The organism is Patulibacter brassicae (assembly GCF_033949425.1).
GTDB lineage: Bacteria > Actinomycetota > Thermoleophilia > Solirubrobacterales > Solirubrobacteraceae > Patulibacter > Patulibacter brassicae.
On the sequence record NZ_JAXAVX010000010.1, the window covers coordinates 1 to 23,545 of the forward strand.

Here is a 23,545-nt window from a genome sequence, read left to right on the forward strand (position 1 = left end):
CCGCCGCGCGGCGGGCCCGGGAGCGGGCGGTGGCGTCGCCGACGCCCGTGGCGCCGGCGTCCACCCCCGCGGCGGGCGCGGCGGCCGGCGGCGCGGGCGGGAGCGGCGGCAGCTCCGGGGACGGGAGCACCGGCGGCGGGGCGACCGGTGGCGGGGCCGCGTCGGAGTTCGGCTTCGAGTGACCGCGCGGCACCGCTGGTGCCGCCCGCCCGGGCGTGGACGGCCCTCTGGCGGTCACCCCGCCGCCCCTGGGCTGCGCTGCCGGCGCCTCGGGCGGTCGGGGGCCTGCGGCTCCCGGATCGCCGCGAGAGCGCCGTCCCACCGCGCCACGCCGCGCGCTCGGTCCGGGTGGACGCTCAGCCGTCGACGGGCGCGACGTCGCCGGACCCGGCGTCGGCCTCGGCAGCCGCCGGCGCGTCCGGGACGATCCCCAGCGCCTCGCCGAGCAGCGCGACCTCGTCCGGGTCCTCCTGGACCGGGACGCCGCCGGTGAGGCGGTCCTTCGGCGCCGCGTCCCAGTTGCGCAGGCCGAGGTCGAAGGCGGCGACCGGCAGGGCGAGCGCCCGGGCGAGCGCGCCGAGCCGGCGCTGCAGCAGGACGCCGTCGTCGCTGCGGAAGGCGCGCTTCGCCGCGACCCCGACCGGATCGCGCGACGCGTCCAGGAGCAGCGACCACGGCTGGGCGTCGAGCAGCCCGACGGCGGCGAGGCTCAGGAGGAGCTCGAACCGCGGGCCGCGCGACAGGCCCGGCAGCGCGAGGGCGCGGAACGCCGCGTCGAAGCGGCGGGCGGGATCGCTCTGGCCGGCGGTCGCCGCGCCGAGCGCCGCGAGCTGGCCACCGGCGCGCTGCGCCCACTCGCGGTAGGCCACGAGCGTCGTCGCGCCGCGGGCGTGGTCGTGGGCCCCGCGAGGACCGACGCGCGCCGTCCGCAGGGTCGCGTCGTCCGGCAGCGGCGCGGTCCAGTCGACCGCCAGGCGCGCGATCTCGAGGAACGCCCCCTCCCCCTCGACCGGCCCGTAGTAGGCGACCTGGAAGAGGAGCCACGCGGCCTCCTCGCGCTCGGCCGCCGTCCCGGCGGCGAGCGTCGCGGCCCGGCCGTAGGGACCGGGCGCGTCGGGACCGGCGAGGGCCTCGAGCCGCAGGCGGGCGCGCAGGAGGAAGCGGCAGAGCTCGAGCGCCTCCGCGCTGCCCAGCACGCCGGGCAGGAGGTCGCTGCGCCAGCCGTCGTCGGCGTGGCGGGAGAGCTTGCGGACCCGGACGTCGCCGCTGCCGCGGGACCGCCGCGCGCTCCCCGAGGCGCTGGACCGGACGGGCCGCGCGGCGGCGGTCCCGGACGTCGAGCGGGCGCCCGAGGAGGAGCCGCTGCGGGCCGGCGGCTGCCGCTTCGCCTTCGCGCAGATGGGGCAGCGATCCTCACGGCGGCCGTGGCGGCAGAACACCGCTCGAGTGTACGCCGGGGCCGCGGCCGGCCGCGCCGTGGCGCGTCCGCCCTCGACCGGCCGTCCGCGCCCTGCGGCGGGCGTGACGCGACGGTCCGGCGGCGGCGCGGCCGGGCCGACGGCGACGCCGCGCGGGAACGGGGTCCTCAGTCGGCGATCCGGCCGAGCACGCCGTCCACGACGAGCGCCCGCAGCGCTGCCAGCGCGGCCGTCGGGTCCTGGCCACCGCGCTCGGCGAAGCGCATCGCGATCTCCATGCCGGCGCCGATGAGGCCGGCGGCGAGGAGCTCGGTGTCCAGCGGCGTGGCGGCGCCCGCGCCGAGGCGGTCGAGGTCGTCGCGGAGCGCGTCGACCACGACGTGCAGGAGCGCGTCGTCGGCGAAGGCTCGCAGCGAGCCGGAGTTGCGGCGGAAGAGCGCGAGCAGGTCGGGCCGCTCGACGAGGATCCCGAAGTACGCCGCGGCCCCGCGCTCGACGGCCTCGGCCGGCGTGCGAGCGGTCGCGCGCGCCGCCTGCATCCGCTCGTCGGCCTCGCGGACGTGCTCGGCGGCGATCTCGTGGAGGATCGCGTCCTTGTCCGGGAAGTAGTTGTAGAACGTGCCGGACGCCAGGGTCGTGCGCCGGACGATGTCGCGGACGGTCGTCGCACCGAAGCCCAGCTCCGTGAACGCCTCGATCGCGGCGCGCAGGATCTCCTCGCGGTTGGCCTGCTTCGTGCGCTCGCGCTTGCCGAGCGGCCGGGCGGGGTCGGAGGTGTCGGTGGACGGGGAGGACATCGAGGGCAGGGCGACGCTACACGAAGGTGACGGGAGCGTCACCTTCTTCGCGCGGCGACGGTCGGCGCCGCCCCGCGGCGAGCGCGACCCGCCGCCGGGCGGGTCGCGCGCCGAGGGTCAGACGCCGGCGAGGGCGGCGGGACGCGGGCGGCGCCCGGCCTGCTCGCTGAGGTAGCGGTCGCAGACCCGGGCGGCCTGGCGCCCCTCGTTGATCGCCCAGACGATGAGCGACTGGCCGCGACGGCAGTCGCCGGCGGCGAACACGCCCGGCTCGGAGGTCGCGTACGCGCCCGCCTTGATGTTGCCTCGCGGGTCCTTCGCGAGACCGAACCCGTCGACGACCTTCGGGTCGGGGTGCAGGAAGCCCATGGCCAGCAGCACGAGCTCGGCGGGCTGCTCGCGCTCGGTGCCCGCGATCGGCCCGAACGGCGGCGCCGGCTCGGCCTGCGCGTAGTGCAGCGTCTGGACGTTGCCCTCCGCGTCGCCCGCGAGCTTCAGCGTGGCGACCGAGAAGTTCTGGACGCCCTTGCCGATGGCACGGGCCTCCTCCATCGCGTAGCTCAGGCGGAACTTCGCCGGCCAGAGCGGCCACGGGGTGCGGTCGTCGGGCCGCCGAGCCGGAGGCTCGGGCAGCAGCTCGACCTGGACGACCGACGCGGCCTCCTCGCGGATCGACTGGGCCACGCAGTCCGCGCCGGTGTCGCCGCCGCCGATGACGACGACGTGCTTGCCCCGGGCGCTGATGCCGCGCGGCTCCGGACGGGGCGCGCTGGGCTCGACGCCCTGCTCGTCCTGTGCCCAGCGCGTGCGCTCGTAGAGGTACTCCATCGCGAAGTGGACGCCGCCCAGCTCGCGCCCCTCGACGGGGAGGTCGCGCGGGATCCGGGAGCCGATCGCCAGCAGCACCGCGTCGAACTCCTCGCGCAGCTGCTCGAACGGCACGTCGACGCCGACCTCGACGCCGCAGCGCACCTCGACGCCCTCGTCGCGCAGCTGCTGGACGCGGCGCTCGACGACGTGCTTCTCGATCTTGAAGTCCGGGACGCCGAAGCGGATCAGGCCGCCGGCGGCCTCGTCGCGCTCGAACAGCACGACGCCGTGCCCGGCGCGGCGCAGCTGCTGGGCCGCGGCCATCCCGGCCGGCCCGCCGCCGACGACGGCCACGCGCTGGCCCGTCTCCTGCTCCGGCCGCTGCGGGGTGACCCAGCCCTCGGCCCAGGCGCGATCGATGATCGTGTTCTCGATCTGCTTGATCGTGACCGCGTCGCCCTCGTTGATCTCCAGCACGCAGGCGGCCTCGCACGGCGCGGGGCAGACGCGGCCGGTGAACTCGGGGAAGTTGTTCGTCGCGTGCAGCTGGTCGATCGCCCGCTTCCACTCACCGCGGTAGACGAGGTCGTTCCAGTCCGGGATGAGGTTGCCCAGCGGGCAGCCGTTGTGGCAGAAGGGCACGCCGCACTCCATGCAGCGCGCGCCCTGCTGCTGGACCTCCTCGGCCGGACGCGGGGCGATGAACTCCGTGTAGCGCCCGACGCGCTCGGAGGGGTCGTCCCACTTGACGGGGGACCGGTCGATCTTCAGGAACCCGCCGAGCTCGCCCATCAGGCCTGCTCCTCCGTCGAGAGGGAATCGGTGCCGGCGACGGCGTCGGCCGTCGGGGTGGCGGCGGCCGCGGCCGCCTCCTCCTCGCGCGCCAGCTGCGCGAGGACCCGCTTGTAGTCGGTCGGATAGACCTTCACGAAGCGCGTCTTGGCGGCCTCCCAGTCGGCGAGCAGGCGCTCGGCGACCGTCGATCCGGTCCGCTCGCCGTGCTCGGCGATCAGCGCGCGGAGCTCGATGAGGTCGGCCTCGTCGGGATCCTCGAGCTGATCGAGCATCGTCGGGTTGACGTACTCGCGGAAGCGGCCGTGCTCGTCGTGGACGAACGCGAGACCGCCGGACATGCCGGCGCCGAAGTTGCGCCCGACCGGTCCGAGGACGACGACGCGCCCGCCGGTCATGTACTCGCACCCGTGGTCGCCCACGCCCTCGACGACGGCGCTCGCCCCCGAGTTGCGCACGGCGAACCGCTCGCCGGCCCGGCCACGGAAGAACGCCTTGCCCTTCGTCGCGCCGTAGAGGCAGGTGTTGCCGATGATCTGCTGGTCCTCCGCCACGAACGTCGCCTCCGGGGAGGGACGGACCGACACGGTGCCGCCGGAGAGGCCCTTGCCGGTGTAGTCGTTCGCGTCGCCGACGAGGTGGAACTCGATGCCCGGCATGAGCCAGCCGCCGAAGCTCTGGCCCGCCGAGCCCGTGAAGCTCACGCGCAGCGTGCCGTCCGGCAGGCCCTCGCGCCCCTGGTGCGTGGCGACCCGCGAGCTGAGGATGCCGCCGACGCAGCGGTCGATGTTGCGCACCGGCGAGCTCAGCGAGACCGGCTCGGCGCGCTCGATCGCCGGCGCGGCGTCGTCGAGCAGGCTCCAGTCGAGGTGCGTGTCGAGGTGCCCGGTGCGCTGCGGCTCGATGCCGTAGAGCACGGCCCCCTCGCGCTGGCCGGGGCGCTCGAAGAGCCGCGTGAGGTCCACGCCGCGCGCCTTCCAGTGGTCGATCGCCTCGTCGGCCTGGAGCAGCTCCGTGCGGCCGATGAGCTCGTCGAGCGTGCGCGCGCCGAGCGTCGCCATGATCTCGCGCATCTCCTCCGCGACGAGCACGAAGTAGTTCACGACGTGCTCCGGCGTGCCCTTGAAGCGCTTGCGCAGCTCCGGGTTCTGGGTCGCGATGCCGACCGGGCACGTGTTGAGGTGGCAGGCGCGCATCATGATGCAGCCCGTCGCGATCAGCGGCGCGGTGGAGAAGCCGAACTCGTCGGCGCCGAGCAGCGCCGCGATGATGACGTCGCGACCGGTCTTCAGCTGCCCGTCGGTCTGGACGCGCACGCGGGTCCGCAGGTCGTTGAGCAGCAGCGTCTGCTGCGTCTCGGCGAGGCCGATCTCCCACGGCACGCCGGCCGAGACGACCGAGCTCAGCGGGGAGGCGCCGGTGCCGCCGTCGTGACCGGCGATCACGACGTGGTCGGCGCCGCACTTCACGACGCCCGAGGCGATCGTGCCGACGCCCATCTCGGCGACGAGCTTCACCGAGACGGAGGCCTCCGGGTTGCCGCAGCGGAGGTCGAAGATCAGCTGCTTCAGATCCTCGATCGAGTAGATGTCGTGGTGCGGCGGCGGCGAGATGAGGCCGACGCCCGGGGTCGTGTGCCGGACGGAGCCGATGTACTTGTCGACCTTGTGGCCGGGCAGCTGGCCGCCCTCGCCGGGCTTCGCGCCCTGCGCCATCTTGATCTGCAGCTGGTCGGCGTTGGCGAGGTAGTGCGCGGTGACGCCGAAGCGCCCCGACGCGACCTGCTTGATCGCCGAGCGACGGCGGTCGCCGTTGGCGTCGGGCGTGAACCGCCGCGGGTCCTCGCCGCCCTCGCCGGTGTTCGACTTGCCGCCGAGGCGGTTCATCGCGATCGCCAGCGTCTCGTGCGCCTCCGTCGAGATCGACCCCAGCGACATCGCGCCCGTCGCGAAGCGCGCGACGATCGCGGAGACCGGCTCGACCTCGTCGATCGGCACCGGCTCGACGTCGTCGGTGCGGAACGTCATGAGCCCGCGCAGCGTCGCGCGGCGCGTGGCGTCGCCGTTCGCCTCGCGGGAGAACGCGTCGTAGGCCTCGCGGGCGGCATCGCCCTCGGCCCCCGTGCTGCCGTCGGGCGCGAGGTGGCCCTTGCGCACCGCGTGCTGGAGGAACGAGATCGTGTTCGGGTTCCACATGTGGTGCTCGCCGTCGCGGCGCCACTTGTAGAGCCCGCCGACCGGCAGCAGGTCCTCGTTGCCGGCGACCGTCCCGGCCCAGCCGGCGCGGGCGTGGCGGTCGATCGCCTCCTGCGCGATGACCTCCAGGCCGATGCCGCCGATCCGCGACGCCGTGCCGGTGAAGTGCCGGTCCACGACGTCGGGCGCCAGGCCGACGGCCTCGAAGATCTGGGCGCCCGAGTACGAGGCGACCGTCGAGATCCCGATCTTCGAGATCGTCTTCAGGAGGCCCTTGCCGATCGCCTTCACCGTGTTGCGCTGCGCGACCTCGGCGTCGGTGACGCCGTCCACGCGCCCCTCGGCGACCAGCTGGTCGACCGAGTCGAGCATGAGGTACGGGTTGATCGCCTGGACGCCGAAGCCCAGCAGCGTGCAGAAGTGGTGCACCTCGCGCGGCTCGGCGGACTCCAGGACGAGGCCGCACTGCAGCCGCACGCCCTCGCGCACGAGGTGGTGGTGCGTGGCCGCGACGGCCAGCAGCGACGGGATCGCCACCCGGCCCGCGTCCGTGGCGCGGTCCGAGAGCACGAGGACGTTGCAGCCCTGGCGGACGACGTCGTAGGCCTCGTCGCAGATCTGCGCCAGCCGCGTGGTGAGCCCGTCGGGGCCCTCGGCCGCCGGCCAGGTGATGTCGATCGTGTGGGCGTTGAAGACCCCGGTGTCGACCTGGCGCAGGGTCTCGAGCTCGTCGTTGCGCAGGATCGGCTGGTCGAGCACGAGCTGGTGCGCGTGCTCGGGCGTCTCGTCCAGGAGGTTGCGCTGGCCGCCGATGGCGGTCGCCAGCGACATGACGAGCTCCTCGCGGATCGGGTCGATCGGCGGGTTCGTCACCTGGGCGAACAGCTGCTTGAAGTAGCTGAAGAGCGGCGGGCGCTGGTCGGAGAGCACCGCGAGCGCGGCGTCGTTGCCCATCGAGCCCAGCGGCTCCTGCCCGCCGGAGGCCATCGGCGCCAGCAGCGTGCGCAGGTCCTCCTGCGTGTAGCCGAAGGACTGCTGGAGCTGGCGCAGGTGGCGACCGCTCTCGTGGACCGCGCGGCGGACCGGCAGGTCGCTGAAGTGCACGGACTGCTCGCGGTGCCAGGCCTCGTACGGCCGCTGCCGGGCGATGTCGCGCTTGACCTCCTCGTCCTCGACCACGCGGTGCTGCTCGAGGTCGACGAGGAAGAGCTTGCCCGGCGCGAGGCGCCCGAGGCGCTCGATGTTCGACGGCTCGAGCGGCAGCATGCCGGTCTCCGAGCCGAGGATGATCCAGCCGTCCTTCGTCTGGACCCAGCGACCCGGACGCAGGCCGTTGCGGTCCAGCGTCGCGCCGACGATCCGGCCGTCGGTGAAGCAGACCGCCGCGGGCCCGTCCCACGGCTCCATGAGCAGCGAGTGGTAGGCGTAGAAGCCGACGAGCTCCGGCGGCAGGTCGCTGCGTCCCTGGAAGGCCTCGGGCACGCACATCATCGCGGCGTGCGGCAGCGACCGGCCCGCGAGCATGAGCAGCTCGAGGACGTTGTCGAGCGTCGCGGAGTCCGAGCCGCCCGGGCGCACGACCGGGGTGATCTTCTGGATGTCCCCGCCGAAGAGGTCGGAGGCGAGCTGCGACTCGCGCGCCCGCATCCAGTTGACGTTGCCCATGAGCGTGTTGATCTCGCCGTTGTGGGCGATCACGCGGTTGGGGTGGGCCCGGTCCCAGCTCGGGAACGTGTTCGTCGAGAACCGGGAGTGGACGAGGGCCAGCGCGGAGGTGAAGCGCTCGTCCTGGAGGTCGGGGTAGAACGCCGGCACCTGCGCCGACAGGAGCATGCCCTTGTAGACGATCGTGCGCGTCGAGAAGGTGCTGACGTAGAGCTCGTCCGTGGCCAGCTCGCAGATCCGGCGGATGACGTAGAGCTTGCGCTCGAACGCCGCGACGTCGGCGGCGAAGCCGGGGCCGGCCTCGACGAAGAGCTGCCGGACGACCGGCTGCGCGGCGCGCGCGATGTGCCCGATCTCGTCCGGGCGGACGGGGACGTCGCGCCAGCCGAGGACGATCTGCCCCTCGGCGCGGACGTTGCGCTCCAGGAGCTCCTCGATCATCGTGCGCCGCTGCTCGTCCTGCGGCAGGAAGCACATCGCCACCGCGTACTGCCCCGGATCGGGCAGCTCGAAGTCCACGACCTCGCGGAAGAAGGCGTGCGGGATCTGCACGAGGATGCCGGCCCCGTCGCCTGTTCGGGCGTCGGCGCCGGCGCCGCCTCGGTGATCCATGCACTCGAGCGCGACGAGCGCCTTCGTGATCGTCTCGTGCGTCGGCACGTTGTCCAGACGCGCGACCATCGCGACGCCGCAGGCGTCGTGCTCGTTGCGTGGGTCGTAGAGGCCGGCGGCCTCCGGGAGGCGGGTGAATCGAGTCATAGGAGGGAGCTCCGGCGGGGGCCTGGGGCGCGCCCATCAGGGCTTCGCGGGACCGCCCGGAGGAACCCAAGAGGGTACACCGCGCCCGCGAGGGGCTCTACTCCCGCGGGCGAGCACCTGTTCGCCACGGGCTTCCGCGGTGGCAGGGGGCCGGGTCGCACCGCACCGGCCGATCGCGCGTCCCGCCCGCGGATCGGGGGTATAGCGTCGAGGAGGATGGCGGAGTCCCCCACGCGTCCACCGCGCATGCGCCCCGGCGACGGAGCCCGACTGTCGCGGGCGGCGTGGAAGGGCGTCGCGACCCGGGCGTTCGCCGCGTTCCGCGCCCAGGGCATGACGGACTGGGCCGCGACGCTCGCCTACTACACGATCCTGTCGATCGTCCCGATCCTCCTCGTCGCGGCGGCGATCACGACCCTCGTCGGCGCGAGCTCGCTGCCGCAGGCGGTCGCCGACGAGTTCGTCGACCTCCTGAAGGACCACACCTCGTCGACCACCGCGGACGCCTCGGCGGACGGCGTGCGCGAGCTCGTCGCCAACGCGCTGGACCAGGCGAAGGGCGGCGCGAGCGTCGCCCTCGTGCTCTCCGTGCTCCTGGCGCTGAACGGCGCCAGCGGCGCGTTCGCGGCGGCGGGGCGGGCGCTGAACGAGGTCCATCACCTCGACGAGTCGCGCGGCTTCGTCCGCCACAAGCTCGCGGACGTGGCGACCGCCGTCCTCGTGATCCTCGTGCTCGCCCTCGCGGCGGCGATCGTGCTGGCGCAGGGCGGCATCGGCGACTCGCTGTTCTCGAGCCTCGGCCTCGGCGACGTCTCCCGCACGGTCTGGTCGATCGCGCAGTGGCCGCTGGCGGCGCTCCTGCTCGTCGTCGCGCTCGGCGTGATCTACCAGCTCGCCCCGGACTTCGACCGCGACGACGGGGAGGCGACGGGCGGATGGCTGACGCGATTCGTGACCCCCGGCGCCGTGACCGCGCTCGTCCTCTGGCTCGTCGCGTCGATCGCGTTCGCGATCTACGTCCAGGTGGCGGGCTTCGGCAGCGCCTACGGCGCGCTCGGCGGCGCCGTCGTCCTCCTCTTCTACCTCTGGCTCTCCTCGGCGGCGTTCCTCTTCGGCGCCGAGGTCGACGCGGAGGTCGCCCGCACCCTGCTGCTGCGGACGGGCGGTCCGCCCCCGGCGTCGGGGGTCTCGACGGCGCTGCCGGGGGCCCGGGCCGGGACCGCCGCGGCATCGGACTAGGCCGGCGGCCCGAGGTCCGCCCGGCGCGCGCGGACGAGCCACGCGGCCACCAGGAGCCCGGGCGCGCCGAGTCCGAACGCCGCCCAGGCGGCGTGCGCGTCGACCAGCGCGCCGCCGGCGGCGGCGCCGAGCGCGATGCCGACGCCGAGCCCGGTCGCCAGCCAGGTGGACGCCTCCGTCAGCCGGCCGGGCGGGGCGGCGTCGCTGAGCAGGCCGAGCCCGACGATCATCGCGGGCGCGAGCGCCAGGCCCGCGAGCAGCAGCGCGACGGCGAGCGTCGCCATCGAGCCGGCCAGCGCGAGAGCCGCGTGGGCGACGCCCAGCACGACGAGCAGCGCCGCGAGGCGCCCCACCGGCTCCCGCGGCGCCCGCCGCCCGGCGACGAGGCCGCCGATCATGCTCGTCACGCCCCACGCCGCCAGCAGCAGGCCGGTCGCCGAGCGGGCGCCGTGCTCCTCCGCGAAGGCGGCGATCGCGACCTCGGTCGTGCCGATCGCGACCGCGAGCAGGACCCAGACGCCGACCACGACGCGGACCCCCGGGGCCGCGAGCGCGCCGAGCAGGCTCGGCGCGGCGGCCGCGTCCGCCCGCCACGCGCGCGACGCCGGGGCGCCGGTGAACCAGGCCGTGCCCGCGAGGACCGCCCCGGCCGCGAGGCCCAGCGCCGCCGGCGCGGAGACCGCCGCGAGGGCCACGAGCGCCGCCGGGACGACGACGTAGGTCGCCTCGAACGCCGTGGCGTCCAGGGCGAGCATCCCGTGCCGGCGCGCCGGTTCGGGGAAGACGACCTCCCAGAGCGCGCGGGCGCAGGAGGAGACCGGGGGCATCGTCGCGCCGGTCAGGGCCGCGAGCGGGATCGCGGCGGCGACCGCGCCGTGCGGGAGCAGCGCGAGCGCGACGAGACCGGACGCGGTGCCGGCCGCCGCGAGGCGCAGCACGGCCGTCTGGCCCCGGCGGTCGATCGCGCGCCCGAGCAGCGGCGCCCCGACGGCGAGGCCGAGCGCGTAGGCGCCGGCGACGATCCCGGCCGTCCCGTAGTCGCCGCCGAGCTCGCGGACCCGCAGGACGAGCAGGAGCCCGAGCGCCCCGTTGCAGCACCGCGCCAGGAGCGAGCCGGCGAACAGCCGCCCCACGCCCGGGGCGCGGAGCAGCTCGCGGTAGGCGACGACGGGCGGCACGAGGCCATCGTCCCAGCCCAGCGCCGCAGGTCAGGCGCGCGGGGGCGGCTGCTCCTGCGCGGCGTCGACGGCGGCGGCCAGGCGCTCGCGCAGCGCCGGCAGCTCGCTGCTCCCGATCGTCGCGACGATCTCGCGCGCGAGCCCGTCGGCGTCGACGCCGACGACCCGCACCTCGACCGCCGGGGCGCCCGTGAGCAGCGCGCCGAGCGCGTAGACGTCGCGCTGCAGGGCCTGCGCCGGGCCGAGGACGTCGCCGAGCACGCCGGTCTTCCAGTCCACGATCGTCACGCTGCCGTCCTCGTGGTCGATCCAGGCGTCGACGACGCCCTGGACGAGCGGTCGCGCGCCGCCGAGCTCGTAGAGCAGGTCGCGCTCGACGTGACGCCGCTGCGGCGGCGCCGCGCGCACGAGCGCGGCGGCCGGGCTCGCGGCGAGCGCGTCGGCGAGCGCCCGCGCACGGGCCTCCTCCCCCGCCGAGGGATGCGGGAGCTCGAGGTCCGCGGCGAGCGCCGCGAGGTCGCCGGCGCCGCCCGCGAGCCGCTGCTCGAGCAGGCCGTGGACGAGCAGCCCGCGACGACGCGCCGCATCGGGATCGACCGTCGCCTCCGGGGCCGCGACCGCGTCGTCGTGCACGCCGAGCCCCAGGCGCTGCGCGAGGCTCGTCGCGGAGACGGCCGCGGGCAGGGGGTGCGCGGGCGCGGCCGGCACCGGCTCGCGATGCGGGGCCACGGCGGGGCCGTCCCCGGCCTCCCGCGCCCGCTCGACCGGCCGGGGCGCCCCGGCGGGGCGCAGCGGCGGCGCCATGAGCGGGCCCCGGGGGTCGCGGACCAGCAGCCGGACCGTCGCCGGCGCGCGGGTCCCGGACGTCGGATCCTCGACGGTCAGCGTCCCCTCCTCGCCGATCGCCGGCCACGCCTCGGCGTCGGCCACGAGCGGCAGCAGCCAGCGGATCGGCGGCGTCCGGGGCAGCAGGTCGTGGTGCGACGCGCCGGGCCGGGCCCCGACCGGCACGCCCTTCGGCGCGAGCCGCGTGGCGGGGACGCCGTCCTGCGCCTTCTCGGGGGGCCAGACCCCGCAGAGGATCAGCCGCTCCTTCGCGCGGGTGAGCGCGACGTGCACCAGCCGGCGCTCCTCCTCGGCCTGCGTGCGGTCGGCCTCGGCCTTCAGCGCGTCGTGGTCCCAGAGCCCCACCGCGTCCTTCCCGACGCCGAGCCGCAGGCCGATCCGCGCGCTCGCCGGGTCGGGGTCGACGATCACCCGCGGACGATCGGCGTTGATCCGGGAGCCGAGGTCGCAGCAGATGACGACGGGCCACTCGAGGCCCTTCGCCCGGTGGATGGTCGAGATCCGGACCGCCGCCCCGTCGAGCACGATCGGACTCGACGGTCCGTCGGCGCGGTCGTCGGCGATGCGGCGGACGAGGGCGTGGAGGTCGTCGCCGGCCGCCTCCTGCTCCTCGACCCAGTCGGCGAAGGCCTGGACGGCGGACCAGCGGCGCGCGGCCCCGGGCCGCGCGAGGATCGCGGCGCGGTAGGCGCCGTCGGCGAGGATCTCCGCGAGCACGGCCCCCGGACCGCCCCGCCGGGCGAGCGCCCGGTGGCGCAGGAGCGCGAGCACCTGCAGGTCGAGCTCGTCGCGGGCGGGATCGGGCATCGCGACCGTGGCCTCGCGGTCGTCGAGCGCCCGCACGGTGTCCCAGAGCGCGGGGGGCTCGCCACCGGTCGCGCGTGCCTCCTCGAGCGCCGCCCGATGCTCGGCCGCCAGCGGCACGAGCGCGTCGGCGTCGACCCCGGCGGTCGGCAGGCGCAGCGCCCCGAGCAGCGCGACGTCGTCGCGCGGATTGGCCAGGGCGCGCAGCCACGCCTCGAGCTCCCGGACCTCCAGGGCCTCCAGCAGCGGCGCGGCGACGGCCGGGACGGCGTCGATCCCGTGCTGCAGGAGCGCCCGCTCCAGCGCGGCGACGGGCGCGGTGCGCCGGACGAGCAGCGCGATGTCGCCCGGGCGACGCCCGGCGTCGAGCAGCTCCTGCACGAGCGCCGCGACGTGGCCGGCCTCGTCCGGGTCGATCGGGGGCGGCTCGGGCTCCCCGCCGGACTCCTCGGCGGCCGCCGCCTGGGCGGCGGCAACCTCGCGGGCGTGCTCGGGGCTCTCCGCGACGAGGTGGACCTCGACCTCCGGCGCGTCCCGCCGGTCGCCCGGGGCGCGCTCGTGGCCGCCGACGAGCGGCTGGTAGTCGGCGTGGGCCGCCGCGCCGACGCGGTTCGTCAGCGCGAGCACGGGCGCCGGGCAGCGGAACGTCTCGTCCAGGGCGAGCCGGCCCCCGCCCGCCTCGGCCTCCGCGGCCGCCTCGTCGAACCCGCGCACGGTCGCGTGACGGAAGCCGTAGATCGCCTGCAGGCGGTCGCCGACGTGGAACCGCCGGTCGGGCTCGGAGAGCAGCGCGACGAGCTCGAGCTGCACGGGGTTCGTGTCCTGGAACTCGTCGACGAGGACGTGGCGGAAGCGCCGCCGGAGCATCGCGGCGAGGTCGCGGCGCCGGCGCAGCAGCCGCAGGAGCCCGAGGAGGAGGTCGTCGAAGTCGACGACGGAGCGCTCGCGCTTCAGGCGCCGGTAGCGGCGCGCCGTCGCGCGCAGCAGCGCCTCGCGCAGCACGACCTCCGCCTCCCCGCGGGGCAGCAGCTCGGCCGCCCGGGCCGCTCGCGCGAGGTCGTCGACCGCGGCGCGCAGCGCCTCGCACGCCGGGCCCTTCACCGTCGCCGACCGGCGCGGCGGCACGATCCACTCGCCCACGACGGACGACGCCGGGACGCCGCCGGACCGGCCCGCGGCGGCGTCGAGGTCGGCTTCGATCCGGACGGCGAGCTCCAGGAGCTGCTCGCCGGCCCGGCGCGCCGCAGCCGAGGGACCGGCGTCCAGCGCGTCGCCGACCTCGGAGCGCGCGTCGCGCAGCGCGTCCCGCAGCGCCGCCACCGCGCCGGCGCCCCGGGTCGCCGCGCCGTCCGGCAGCGGCGTGGCGGCGGGGACGGCGAGACCCGGCTCGTCGGCCGGGTCGCGTCCCTGGGTGCGCCGCAGGTCGAGCAGCGCGAGCGTCTCCTGCCGCAGGAGGTCGAGGCCGTAGGACCCCGCGAGGCCGAGCGGGTCGAGCGCGAGCGTCGCGTCGCGGTCGGGGTCGCCGCGCAGCCAGCCGCGCAGCGCCTGCTCGTACGCCGTCCGTCGCAGCTCGGCCGCGCGGGTCCCGTCGATCACCGCGACGTCGGGGTCGAGCCCGGCGGCGAGCGCGTGGCGGCGCAGCAGCCGCTGGGCGACCGCGTGGAAGGTGCCGATCCAGGCGTCCTCGAGCCGCCACCGCTCGGGCGTCTCGGTGCCCTGGAGCAGGGCGTCGAGGCGCCGCCGGGCGCGCTCGCGCATCTCGGCGGCGGCCTTCTCCGTGAAGGTGATCGCGAGGATCTGCCCGGTGTCGAGCGTCTCGTCCTCGACGAGCAGGCGGACGTACCGCTCGACGAGGACGCTCGTCTTGCCGGCCCCCGCCCCCGCGGACACGAGGGTCGGACCGCGACGGGCGATCGCCTCCGCCTGGCGGTCGGTGAACGTGCCGCCGTCGCCGTCGGCCGTCGGCAGGCCGCGCCGCAGCCGCCCGCGCTCGTCGTGCAGCAGCGCGGGGTCGACGAGCGCGTCCACGGGCGCGGCGGCCTCCTCCTCGGCCGCGGCGAGGAGATCCAGCAGCGAGGTCTGCTCGGTCGCGCTCACCAGAGCCTCGCGATCGCCGGGTGGTCGCAGCCGCCGTCGCGGCCGTGGACCGACCCTTCCGGGGTCGGCGTGATCGCGCCGGCGCGCAGCGCCCCGACGGCCTCGCGCGCCTGGGCCAAGAGCTCGTCGAGCGCGGCCTGGACTCCGGCGACGTCCTTCGGGCCCCGACCGCGGCTGGCGCTCAGGGCGCCGCGGTGCTCGAGGCCCGCCGGGGGGCGGGCGCCCGTGAGCACGCCCGTCCGGGGCGCGGCCGGCTGGTAGAGCGCATAGGCGGGCGCCTCCCCACCGGCCGCGGCGACCGCCGCCAGATAGGCCCCGGCCTGGATCGTCGCCGTGTCGGCCCAGCGGGTGGCCGGGACCGCGCCGCCGCCGCCGAGCTTGTAGTCCACGACGCCGATCCCCTCCCCCTCGCCGGGCAGCGGCACGCGATCGACGCGATCGACGCGGCCGACGGCCCGGGCGCCGTCGCCGAGGTCCAGGGGCGGGACGTCCCCGTCGTCGTCGATCCGGAGCTCGACGGCCTCCAGGCGCGCCTCCCCGTAGCGCTCGCCCAGCGCGCCGAGGACGGCGGCCACGCCGGTCTCGGCGCGCCGCCGCAGGACCGCCGCGCGGTGGGGCGGCAGGCCCGCGACCGCGACCGGCCCGAGCTCGTCGAGCACCCGGCGGCCCGCGGCCAGCAGGGCGTCGCGGTCGAGCGCCGCGTAGGGCGGGCGGTCCCCGCCCCCCGCGACCTCGACGATCGCACGCTGGAGCACCTCGTGGACGAGCTGCCCGTGGCGCTGGGGCTCGGTCTCCGGTCGGTCGTCCCGCGCCCCGGCGAGGTGCTCGACGAGCCAGCAGACCGGGCAGCGGGCCAGGCGCTCGACCTCGCGCACGGTGAAGCGCGAGCGCTCGAGCAGCACGCGGCGGACCGTCTCGCGCCCGACGGCGTCCAGCTCCGAGCCGAGGGGCCCCGGCGTGGCGGTCGAGCGCCGGTCGGGCGGCGCGACGAGGGCCGAGGACCGCGCGAGCGTCCGCGCTCGCGCCGGGGCGAGCGTCGCCGCGACGTCGGCGAGGAACGGCGACGGCGGCCGCGGCTCGCCGCGCTCGGTGGCCTCGGGGCGGCTGAGGACGAGCAGCCGGGTCGGGCGCGCCACGAGCTCGAGGAAGAGCATCCGCTCGGCGGCCAGTCGCTCCGCCGGAACGGCGAGGAGCGCCCCGCCCGCGGCCGCGGCGAGCACCGCGCGGGTCTCGCGGTCGACGAGCGGGTCGACGGGCTCCGGAGCGGGGAACGCCGCCTCGTCGAGCCCGGCGAGCGCGAGGACCGCGAGGTGGCGCCCCCGCAGGGCCGCGGGCTCGGCGATCTCGACCCGGCCCGGTCCGGGCGCGTGGCCCGCGGGGACGGGCAGCTGCCCGAGCTCGCGGCGCAGCTCCGCCGGCGTGGGCAGCAGCGCGGGCGACCGGCGCGCCAGCTCCTCGAGCTCCGCGAGCCAGCGGTCGATCGCCGTCGCCGCGCGGGCCAGGACGTCCTCGTCGCCGCCCGTCGCGGGCTGGGCGTCGACGAGCGCGGGCAGCGCGTCGCGCAGCAGCAGCACCGCTGCCACCGGGTCGTCGTCCGCCGTCAGCGCGCGCTCCAGCAGGGGCGCCGCGGACGTGCCGTCCAGCAGGCCCTCCGCGCGCTCCAGCGCCGCTGCCGCGCGCTCGATCCCACCGCGCCGCAGGCCGATCGCCCACGCGTCGAGGGCGTCGCGGACCGCGGGAGCGGCGGGGAGCAGCTCCGTCGCCACCCGGACCACGTCGTCGGCGTCGCCCTCCCCCGTCCGCAGCGCCAGCAGCGAGAGGAGCGCGCGACCGACGCCCGTGCGCTGCGCGGGCTCCTGCCGGGGCCGCGCCACCGGCACGCCGAGGGTCGCCAGCGCCCGCTCGAGCCGGGCGCCGCCGACCCCGCCGGCGTCGCGCGTGGCGATGGCGACGTCGTGCCAGGCCAGGCCGTGCTCGGCGACCGCCTCGGCGAGGAGGTGCGCGAGGCCCTCGGCCTCGGCCCGCGCGTCGCCGCCCGTCAGGGTCACGACGTCGCCGAGGACGTCCCCGTCCCCGGTGGCCCCCGGCGGGGACGCGGCGCGCGGCTCGAAGATCGAGGCGGCGAGACGCGCCCGTCCGCTCTCCGCCGGTCCTCCGGCGAGGACGACCTCGCGGCGCCCGATCCGCGCGACGGTGGAGCCCGCCAGCACCTCCGCGCCGGCCCGCAGCGGCAGCAGTCCGGTCCGGCCAGGAGCGTCCTCCGGCAGCTCCTCGGCCGTGCGCCGGAGCTCCTCGACGAGGTCCCGGCGCGCCGCCGTCGCGCGGCGGCCGTCAACGAACGGCAGCGAGACGACGACGTCCGCCCCGCGCGCCAGGACGCGCAGCAGCGCCTGCTGCCCGAAGGTCAGGTCGTCGAAGCCGTAGAGCGCGACCGGGGCCCGCCAGCCGCCGGCGACGAGCGCGCGACGCACCTCCACCGCGACGGTGCCGGGGGAGCGCGCGCCGTCGAGGCCGCCCTCGCCCGCGGCCTCCTCCATCCCGCCGACGACGACCCGCAGGTCGGCGAGGAGCTGCGGGTCGACGGTCGCCTCCGCCGGATCCACCCGCCCGAGCGCGTCCTCGAGGTCGGCGAGGCCGAGGCCCCGCTCGGCGAGCTCCTCGAGCAGCACGTCGAGGCGGGACCGCAGCCGCGGCCGCTCGCGGGCGGCGGCGAGGGGCCGCTCGGGCGCGAGGGCCCGCAGCCCGGCCACGAGCAGCCGATCCCGCGTCAGGGCGCCGAGCTCGGCGGGCGGCCGGCCGGCGGCGCGGCGTGCCAGGCGGGCCAGGCCGTCGGGCGTGACCACGCGGACGCCCGTGACGACGCCGCCGGCGAGGCCGAGGAGCTCGCGCCGGTAGACGTCGGCGTCCGACCCCGTCGGCACGACGAGCACCGGCCGGCGACCGGCGGTCGCCCAGCGCCGCACGAGGCCCAGCACGACGCCCGCCTTGCGGGCGTTCGTCGGTCCGGTGACGAGCTGCAGCGTCACGTCATCGAGGCTGGCAACGCTCGCGGACGGACCGCAAGCCGCCGTGCAGCGCGCGATCGCGGCCTGCCGCGCCGCGCGCTAGGCGGCCGCCGCGCCGTCCCCCGCGGCGTCGCCGGTCGCGGTGCCCGCGGCGGGCGCGCCGTCGGTCGTGGCGATCCCGTCGCCCTCGCCCGCCGGAGCCCGCAGCCCGTCCTGGGCCCACGGCTCGTCGAACTCGACGCGCCACTTGCCCTCCTCGGTCTGGTGGAGGGCGAGCCGCGCGCGGAAGTTCCGTCCGGCGCGGCTCTTGAAGCCGGTGACCGGCTTCTGCGTCCGACCGGTCCGCACGAGCTCGCGGGCGACGGCGGCCGGCAGCGTCTTGCCGGCCTTGCTCTTCCAGATGACGAAGCCGCAGCCCGGGTCGTCCTTCGACCAGCAGGAGAAGCCCTTGCGGTTCTCGCTGATGTCGCGTCCGCAGACCGGGCACGGGCCGAGGTTCGCGCGCGGGATCCGCACGTCCTTGAGCTTGCCGTCGAGCTTCGTGACGGTCTTCTGCGCGTACTCGGCGATCTCGGCCATGAACGCCTGGCGCGTGATCGCCCCGGACTCGATCTGCGCGAGCTTGCGCTCCCAGTCGCCGGTCAGCGACGGGGAGGTCAGGCCGAGCTCCGGGTCCTCGATCAGCCGGATGACGTTCAAGCCCTTCTCCGTGACGACCAGGGCGCGACCGTCGCGCTCGACGTAGCCGACGTCGATGAGCCGCTCGATGATCGCCGCGCGCGTGGCCGGGGTGCCGATCCCCGAGTCCTTCATCGCCTCGCGGGCCTCCTCGTCGTCGACGAGCTGGCCGGCGGTCTCCATCGCGCCCAGCAGCGACGCGTCGCTGTAGCGCCGCGGCGGCTTCGTGACCTTCTCCTCGGCGCCGATCTCGAGCGTCGTGACGTCCTCGCCCTGCTCGAGCCTCGGCAGCGTCTGCTGCCGGCCCTCGTCCTCGTCGTCGCCGGCCGAGCCGCCGTCGGTGGCCTCGCCGTAGACGCCGCGCCAGCCCGGGACGAGCAGGACCCGGCCCCGCGTGCGGAAGACGTGGGCGTCGAGCTGGACCTGCTGCTCCACCCCGTCCTCGTCGGGGCGCGTGACGGTGACGGGCGCCTCGACCGTCGTCTCGATCCGCGTGTTCTCGAACTCCGCGTCGGGGTGGAAGACGGCGAGGAAGCGGCGCACGACGAGGTCGTAGATGCGGCGGTCGTCGTCGCCCATCTTCTCGATCGCGTGCGGCGCGTTCGTCGGGATGATCGCGTGGTGGTCGGCGACCTTCGCGTCGTTGACGACGCGCCCGAGCGGCAGCTTGTCGAGGCCCTGGACGTACTTCGCGGCCTGCGCGTACTCGGCGCGGACCCCGACCTGCCCGGCCGTCGGCTTGATCTCGGGGATCATGTCCCCCGTCAGGAAGCGCGAGCTCGTCCTGGGGTACGTGAGCGCCTTGTGCTCCTCGTAGCAGCGCTGCGCGGCGGCGAGGGTGCGACGGGCGGTGAAGCCGAAGCGGCTGCCGGCCTCGCGCTGCAGCGACGTGAGGTCGTAGAGCAGCGGCGCGCGCTCCTTGCGCCGCGTCTTCTCGAGCTTCGTGATCCGGCCCCGGCGGTCGCGGACCGCGTCGGCGATCGCCTGCGCCTCGCCGGCCGTGGGGAGGCGGGGGTTCGTGCCCTGGTGCAGCCGTCCCCAGTACGTGCGCGGCTTCGGGCCGTCGGCCCCGGGGCCCGCGTCGAAGCGGGCGTCGACGAGCCAGTACGGCTCGGGGACGAACGCGCGGATCTCCTCCTCGCGGCGCGCGAGGATCGCGAGGGTCGGGGTCTGGACCCGCCCGAGCGAGACCGCGCCGTCGAAGCTCGACCGCAGGCGGATCGTGGCCGCCCGGGTCGCGTTCATCCCGACGAGCCAGTCGGCCTCCGACCGCGACTGCGCGGCCTGGGCCAGGAGCTCGACCTCGTCGGACGAGCGCAGCTCGGCCAGCGCGCGGCGCATGGCGTCCTCGGTCATCGAGGAGAGCCAGAGGCGGCGGGTCGGCTGCTTGCCGCCCCCCTTCTCGAAGACCCAGCGGAAGATGAGCTCGCCCTCGCGGCCGGCGTCGCAGGCGTTGATGACCTCGTCGACGTCCTCGCGCTTGAGGAGGTTACGGATGACCGCCATCTGCTTCTTCGAGCTGTCGTCGCGCTCGACGAGCTTGAAGCGCTCCGGCACGATCGGCAGGTCGTCCATCCGCCAGCGCTTGAACTTCTTGTCGTAGGCGTCCGGCTCGGCGAGCTGCACGAGGTGGCCGATCGCCCACGTGATGACGTGGTCGGGGCCCTCCATCCAGCGCGTGTTGCGCTCGCCGGTCGACTTGCCGACCTGGAAGGAGCCGGGAAGCACCTTGGCCAGGTCGCGGCCGACGGACGGCTTCTCGGCGATGACGAGCGTCTTCCCCACGCGGCGGAGCGTAGCGACCGACCTGCGTCGCGACCTCCGCGCCCCGTGCCGGCTCCGTGCCGGACGAGGACCGGAGCGCCGACGAGCGGCCGCTCAGTGCCCGCAGGGTCCCGGGTCGACCGTCCTCGCGCGGTCGACGTCGCGCAGCACCCCGCGCACCACGTCGTTGGGCACCGCGTAGCCGGCGCGGCGCCGCGCGTTCGAGGAGCTCGCGAAGACCGTGCCGAGGACGCGCCCGCGGGCGTCGACGACCGGGCCGCCCGAGTTGCCCTGCTGCACGAGCCCGCGGAACGGCAGGATCCGGCGCTCGACCTGCCCGCGGCCGTAGGCGTCCTCGCCGGTCACCGTCTGGGCGGACGCGATCCGCGCCGCCCGCGCCCGGAACGGACCGGCGAGCGGGTACCCGAGCACGGCGGCGGCGGTCCCCCGCTCCGGCTCGCGAACCATTCGCAGCGTCCGGGCCTGCAGGCCCGACACCGCGAGGACCGCGACGTCCTCCTCCGGGTCGGCGTAGACGATCCGACCGGCCAGCGGCCCGCCGCCCGCCTCCGGCACGACCTCCGTGTCGTCGCTGCCGGCCACGACGTGCTGGTTCGTCACGACGTACCCGGGCGCGGCTACCCATCCCGTCCCGACCACGCCGACGCCGCAGGCGCGCGTCTCGACCCGGACGACGCCCTGCCGGCCGCGCCGGACCCCGGGATCCCGGAGGATCTCGTCGTCGGGCTCGTCGACGAGGGCCGACGGCCCGGCGAACCCCGGCAGCGGGTCGAACCGGGCGAGGACCGCGAGCGCGTCGTCGGCCGGGGGCAGCGTCCGGCGGATCTCGCGCAGGAGCGTCGAGCTGCGGACCTCGGACCGCCATCCGGACGGCAGGCTCGGGGTCTGCAGGGCGATCGCCGACACGAGCCAGGCGGCGGCCACGAGCAGCGCCAGCGTGAACGCGGCGCCGAGGCCCGCGTCGACGACGGCCACGACGCGCAGGCGCGGTCCGCCGCGCAGCCGGCGCTGCAGCCGCTCGCCGACGCGCTGGAGGCCACCGCCGAGCAGCACGCCGCAGACGCTGCCCGCGATGAGCGCGACGAGCGGCGCATCGGCGTTCGCCCGTCCGCCCTCGAGGATCAGCGGCGCGAGCCGCGCGCCCGCGAAGGCGCCGGCGGCGAAGCCCAGGAACCCGGACGCCGCCGCGAGCAGCCCCTGGGCGGCGCCGCCGAGCGCGGCCAGCACGGCCAGCGCCACGAGGACCCAGTCGAGCGTCGTCATCGGTGCTGCGGAACGCTACTCCGCCCTCGTGGGTCCACGACCGGCACCCGCGCCGGTCGATCACCCGTCCAGTCCGGCGCGGAAGCATGTTCGGGCGCGCGGCGACGGCGACGTAGAATGCGGCCCGCAATGCCGGGACCCGACCGCAGACCCCCCCGTCGCGGCTCCGGCGACGCCGGTCGCCCTCGGCCGTCGTCCCCGCGACCGCGGCCCGCAGCCGGTGACGGCGCGGCCGGTCGCAGCGCCCCGACGGGCCGTCCGGCGGGCGCCGGACGAGCGAGCTCCCGTCCGGCGTCGACGTCCCGCGGGGGCGCGGCATCGCGCGGCGGCGGACCCTCGCGCGGGCCGGCGTCGGCGCGGGCCGGCGGTCGCCCGCCGGGTGGTGGCGGCCGCCCCCCGCGATCGCCGATCCAGCCGGCGGGCCTCGGCGGACGTGGTGGGGGCCGACGCCGCGGCGGACGCTCGCGGCGCGCGGTGGCGGCCGTCGTCGCCGTGCTGCTCGTCGGCGGCGGCGTCGCGGCGGCGCTCGCCCTGCAGGCCCGGTCGGCGAGCCGCGCGGAGCGCAGCACCGTCGAGCGCTACCTGCGGGCCTGGGTCGCCCAGGACCCCGGCGCGATGTACGCGGAGGTCTCCGGCGACGTCCAGGACCGCACGAGCGAGGCGCGGTTCGGGTCGCTCGTGCGCGAGGCGCTGACCGTCGCGACGGTCCGCCGGCTCGTCGTCGGGGAGCTCGACCGCGACGGCGACGCGTTCGTCGTCCCGGTCGCGGCCGAGACGCGGCTCTTCGGGACGCTCCAGGCGCGGATGACGATCCCGCTGACCGGCGACGGGGACCAGGCGCGCGTCCGGTGGGCGCGCCGCCTGACGTTCCCCGGCCTGCGCGACGGGGAGACGCTCTCCCGCACGACGACGATGCCCGACCGCGCCGACATCCTCGCCCGCGACGGCACCGCGATCGCCCGTGGCAAGGACCGCAGCTCGTCCCTGCCGCAGCTGGCGGCGCAGGTTCGCGGCACCCTCGGCCCCGCGCTGCCGCAGGACCAGGCCCGGCTGCGGCGCCTCGGCGTGCCCCGGGACGCCCAGGTCGGCGTGAACGGCCTGGAGCGGATCCTCAACGCGCAGCTCGTGGGCAAGCCCGGCGGCGAGCTGCGCGCCGGCGACCGCGTGCTGCGCAGCGTCGAGCCGGAGAAGGCCGAGCCCGTGCGCACCTCGATCTCGCTCGCCGTCGTGAAGGCCGCGGTCGAGGCGCAGCAGAACGCGCCGAGTCAGACGGGGTCGGTCGTCATCAACTCGCGGACGGGCGAGGTCCTCGCCTTCCAGGGCATCGCGTGGAGCAACCTCCAGCCGCCCGGCTCGACGATGAAGATCATCACCGCCGCGGCCGCGCTCGAGGCCGGCAAGGCGAAGATGAGCTCGAGCTACCCCTACGAGACCGAGGCGAAGGGCTTCGGCATCCAGAACTCGAACCAGGAGTCCTGCGGCGGGTCGCTGACCAGCGCGTTCGCGCACTCCTGCAACTCGGTCTTCGCGCCGCTGGCCGCGAAGGTCGGGGCGAAGGAGTTCGTCGACGTCGCCGAGCGGTTCGGGTTCAACCGCGATCCCGGCGTCCCCGGCGCCCAGACCGCGTCGCTGCCGACCGAGCTCGGCGTCGGCGACCTCGCCCAGTCCGGCATCGGGCAGGCGCAGGTCCAGGCGACGCCGCTCGACGTCGCCAGCTGGGCGGCGATCGTCGCCAACGGGGGGCGGATGCCCGAGCTGACGTTCCTGCGCTCGACGAAGACCGCGAAGGCGCGCCGCGTGATCGAGGCCGACACCGCGCGCGATCTCCGCACGCTCATGCTCGCCGTCGTGCGCAACGGGACGGGCGAGAAGGCCGCCGTGCCGGGCGTCGCCACGGCGGGCAAGACGGGCACCGCCGAGCTGCGCGCCACCCAGGGCGACCACTGCGAGCAGCAGGCCGCCCCGGACGCCCCGCCGGGCGAGGAGACGCAGCCGGTGGACAGCGCGTGCGGCAACAAGGACGGCTCGAACACCGACGCGTGGATGGCGGCGTTCGCCCCGTCGTCGCGCGGCGGCGGCGACGACCCCCTCGCGATCGGCGTGCTGCGGGTCGGGAACTTCCAGGGCGGCGAGACCGCCGCGCCCGTGGCGTCCAAGGCGCTGCAGGCGGCGCTGGCCGCCACCGGCGGCTGAGTCCCCCGCGAGCGATCCGCG

The 23,545-nt window shown here is 76.6% G+C and carries 12 protein-coding genes; 3 read left to right on the forward strand and 9 right to left on the reverse strand.

What is annotated here, in order from left to right; all coding sequences use genetic code 11:
* Positions 1-182 (forward strand): hypothetical protein (locus SK069_RS15465; RefSeq protein WP_319955147.1); only part of this gene is annotated, 182 nt, incomplete at its 5' end.
* Between the two features lie 174 nt (positions 183-356).
* On the opposite strand, the gene SK069_RS15470 is transcribed toward SK069_RS15465, so the two are convergent.
* The 4 genes from SK069_RS15470 to gltB all read right to left on the reverse strand — a co-directional run bounded on the left by SK069_RS15470 (position 357) and on the right by gltB (position 8,436).
* Complete coding sequence (locus SK069_RS15470) at positions 357-1,439, reverse strand: hypothetical protein (RefSeq protein WP_319955148.1); 1,083 nt, start codon at positions 1,437-1,439, stop codon at positions 357-359.
* A 146-nt stretch (positions 1,440-1,585) separates the two neighbouring features.
* Complete coding sequence (locus SK069_RS15475; protein WP_319955149.1) at positions 1,586-2,215, reverse strand: TetR/AcrR family transcriptional regulator; 630 nt, start codon at positions 2,213-2,215, stop codon at positions 1,586-1,588.
* A gap of 117 nt (positions 2,216-2,332) precedes the next feature.
* Positions 2,333-3,817 (reverse strand): glutamate synthase subunit beta, encoded by a 1,485-nt coding sequence (locus SK069_RS15480; protein ID WP_319955150.1) that lies wholly within the window; start codon positions 3,815-3,817, stop codon positions 2,333-2,335.
* Entirely contained in the window at positions 3,817-8,436 is a 4,620-nt protein-coding gene (gene gltB / locus SK069_RS15485; protein WP_319955151.1) for a glutamate synthase large subunit, read from the reverse strand. Before gltB ends, SK069_RS15480 begins: the two co-directional genes overlap by 1 nt.
* A gap of 216 nt (positions 8,437-8,652) precedes the next feature.
* On the opposite strand from gltB, the gene SK069_RS15490 reads away from it, so the two are divergent.
* On the forward strand, positions 8,653-9,675 hold the full coding sequence (locus SK069_RS15490) for a YihY/virulence factor BrkB family protein (protein WP_319955152.1): 1,023 nt from the start codon (positions 8,653-8,655) through the stop codon (positions 9,673-9,675).
* Here SK069_RS15490 and SK069_RS15495 read toward each other — a convergent pair.
* The 5 genes from SK069_RS15495 to SK069_RS15515 form a co-directional block, all read right to left on the reverse strand.
* Positions 9,672-10,853 carry an MFS transporter gene (locus tag SK069_RS15495; RefSeq protein WP_319955153.1) on the reverse strand — a complete coding sequence of 394 codons (1,182 nt, stop codon included), beginning with the start codon at positions 10,851-10,853 and terminating at the stop codon, positions 9,672-9,674. The two genes, SK069_RS15490 and SK069_RS15495, sit on opposite strands and share 4 nt — an antisense overlap.
* A 30-nt stretch (positions 10,854-10,883) precedes the next feature.
* Complete coding sequence (locus SK069_RS15500; RefSeq protein ID WP_319955154.1) at positions 10,884-14,600, reverse strand: UvrD-helicase domain-containing protein; 3,717 nt, start codon at positions 14,598-14,600, stop codon at positions 10,884-10,886.
* Positions 14,597-17,626 carry a PD-(D/E)XK nuclease family protein gene (locus SK069_RS15505; RefSeq protein WP_319955155.1) on the reverse strand — a complete coding sequence of 1,010 codons (3,030 nt, stop codon included), beginning with the start codon at positions 17,624-17,626 and terminating at the stop codon, positions 14,597-14,599. Before SK069_RS15505 ends, SK069_RS15500 begins: the two co-directional genes overlap by 4 nt.
* Before the next feature lie 78 nt (positions 17,627-17,704).
* Positions 17,705-20,068, reverse strand: a complete 2,364-nt coding sequence (locus SK069_RS15510; protein WP_319955156.1) for a type IA DNA topoisomerase — start codon at positions 20,066-20,068, stop codon at positions 17,705-17,707.
* A 93-nt stretch (positions 20,069-20,161) separates the two neighbouring features.
* Positions 20,162-21,331, reverse strand: a complete 1,170-nt coding sequence (locus SK069_RS15515; RefSeq protein ID WP_319955157.1) for a MarP family serine protease — start codon at positions 21,329-21,331, stop codon at positions 20,162-20,164.
* 474 nt (positions 21,332-21,805) lie between these two features.
* On the opposite strand from SK069_RS15515, the gene SK069_RS15520 reads away from it, so the two are divergent.
* The gene (locus SK069_RS15520) at positions 21,806-23,524 is read left to right on the forward strand and encodes a penicillin-binding transpeptidase domain-containing protein (RefSeq protein WP_319955158.1); all 1,719 of its coding nucleotides are present in this window, start codon (positions 21,806-21,808) and stop codon (positions 23,522-23,524) included.
* The last annotated feature ends 21 nt before the right edge of the window (positions 23,525-23,545 follow it).

Coding starts and splice junctions, on each gene's coding strand:
- SK069_RS15475 (WP_319955149.1), bottom strand. CDS start 2,215: ATGTCCTCCCCGTCCACCGACACCTCCGACCCCGCCCGGCCGCTCGGC.
- SK069_RS15480 (WP_319955150.1), bottom strand. CDS start 3,817: ATGGGCGAGCTCGGCGGGTTCCTGAAGATCGACCGGTCCCCCGTCAAG.
- gltB (WP_319955151.1), bottom strand. CDS start 8,436: ATGACTCGATTCACCCGCCTCCCGGAGGCCGCCGGCCTCTACGACCCA.
- SK069_RS15490 (WP_319955152.1), top strand. CDS start 8,653: ATGGCGGAGTCCCCCACGCGTCCACCGCGCATGCGCCCCGGCGACGGA.
- SK069_RS15515 (WP_319955157.1), bottom strand. CDS start 21,331: ATGACGACGCTCGACTGGGTCCTCGTGGCGCTGGCCGTGCTGGCCGCG.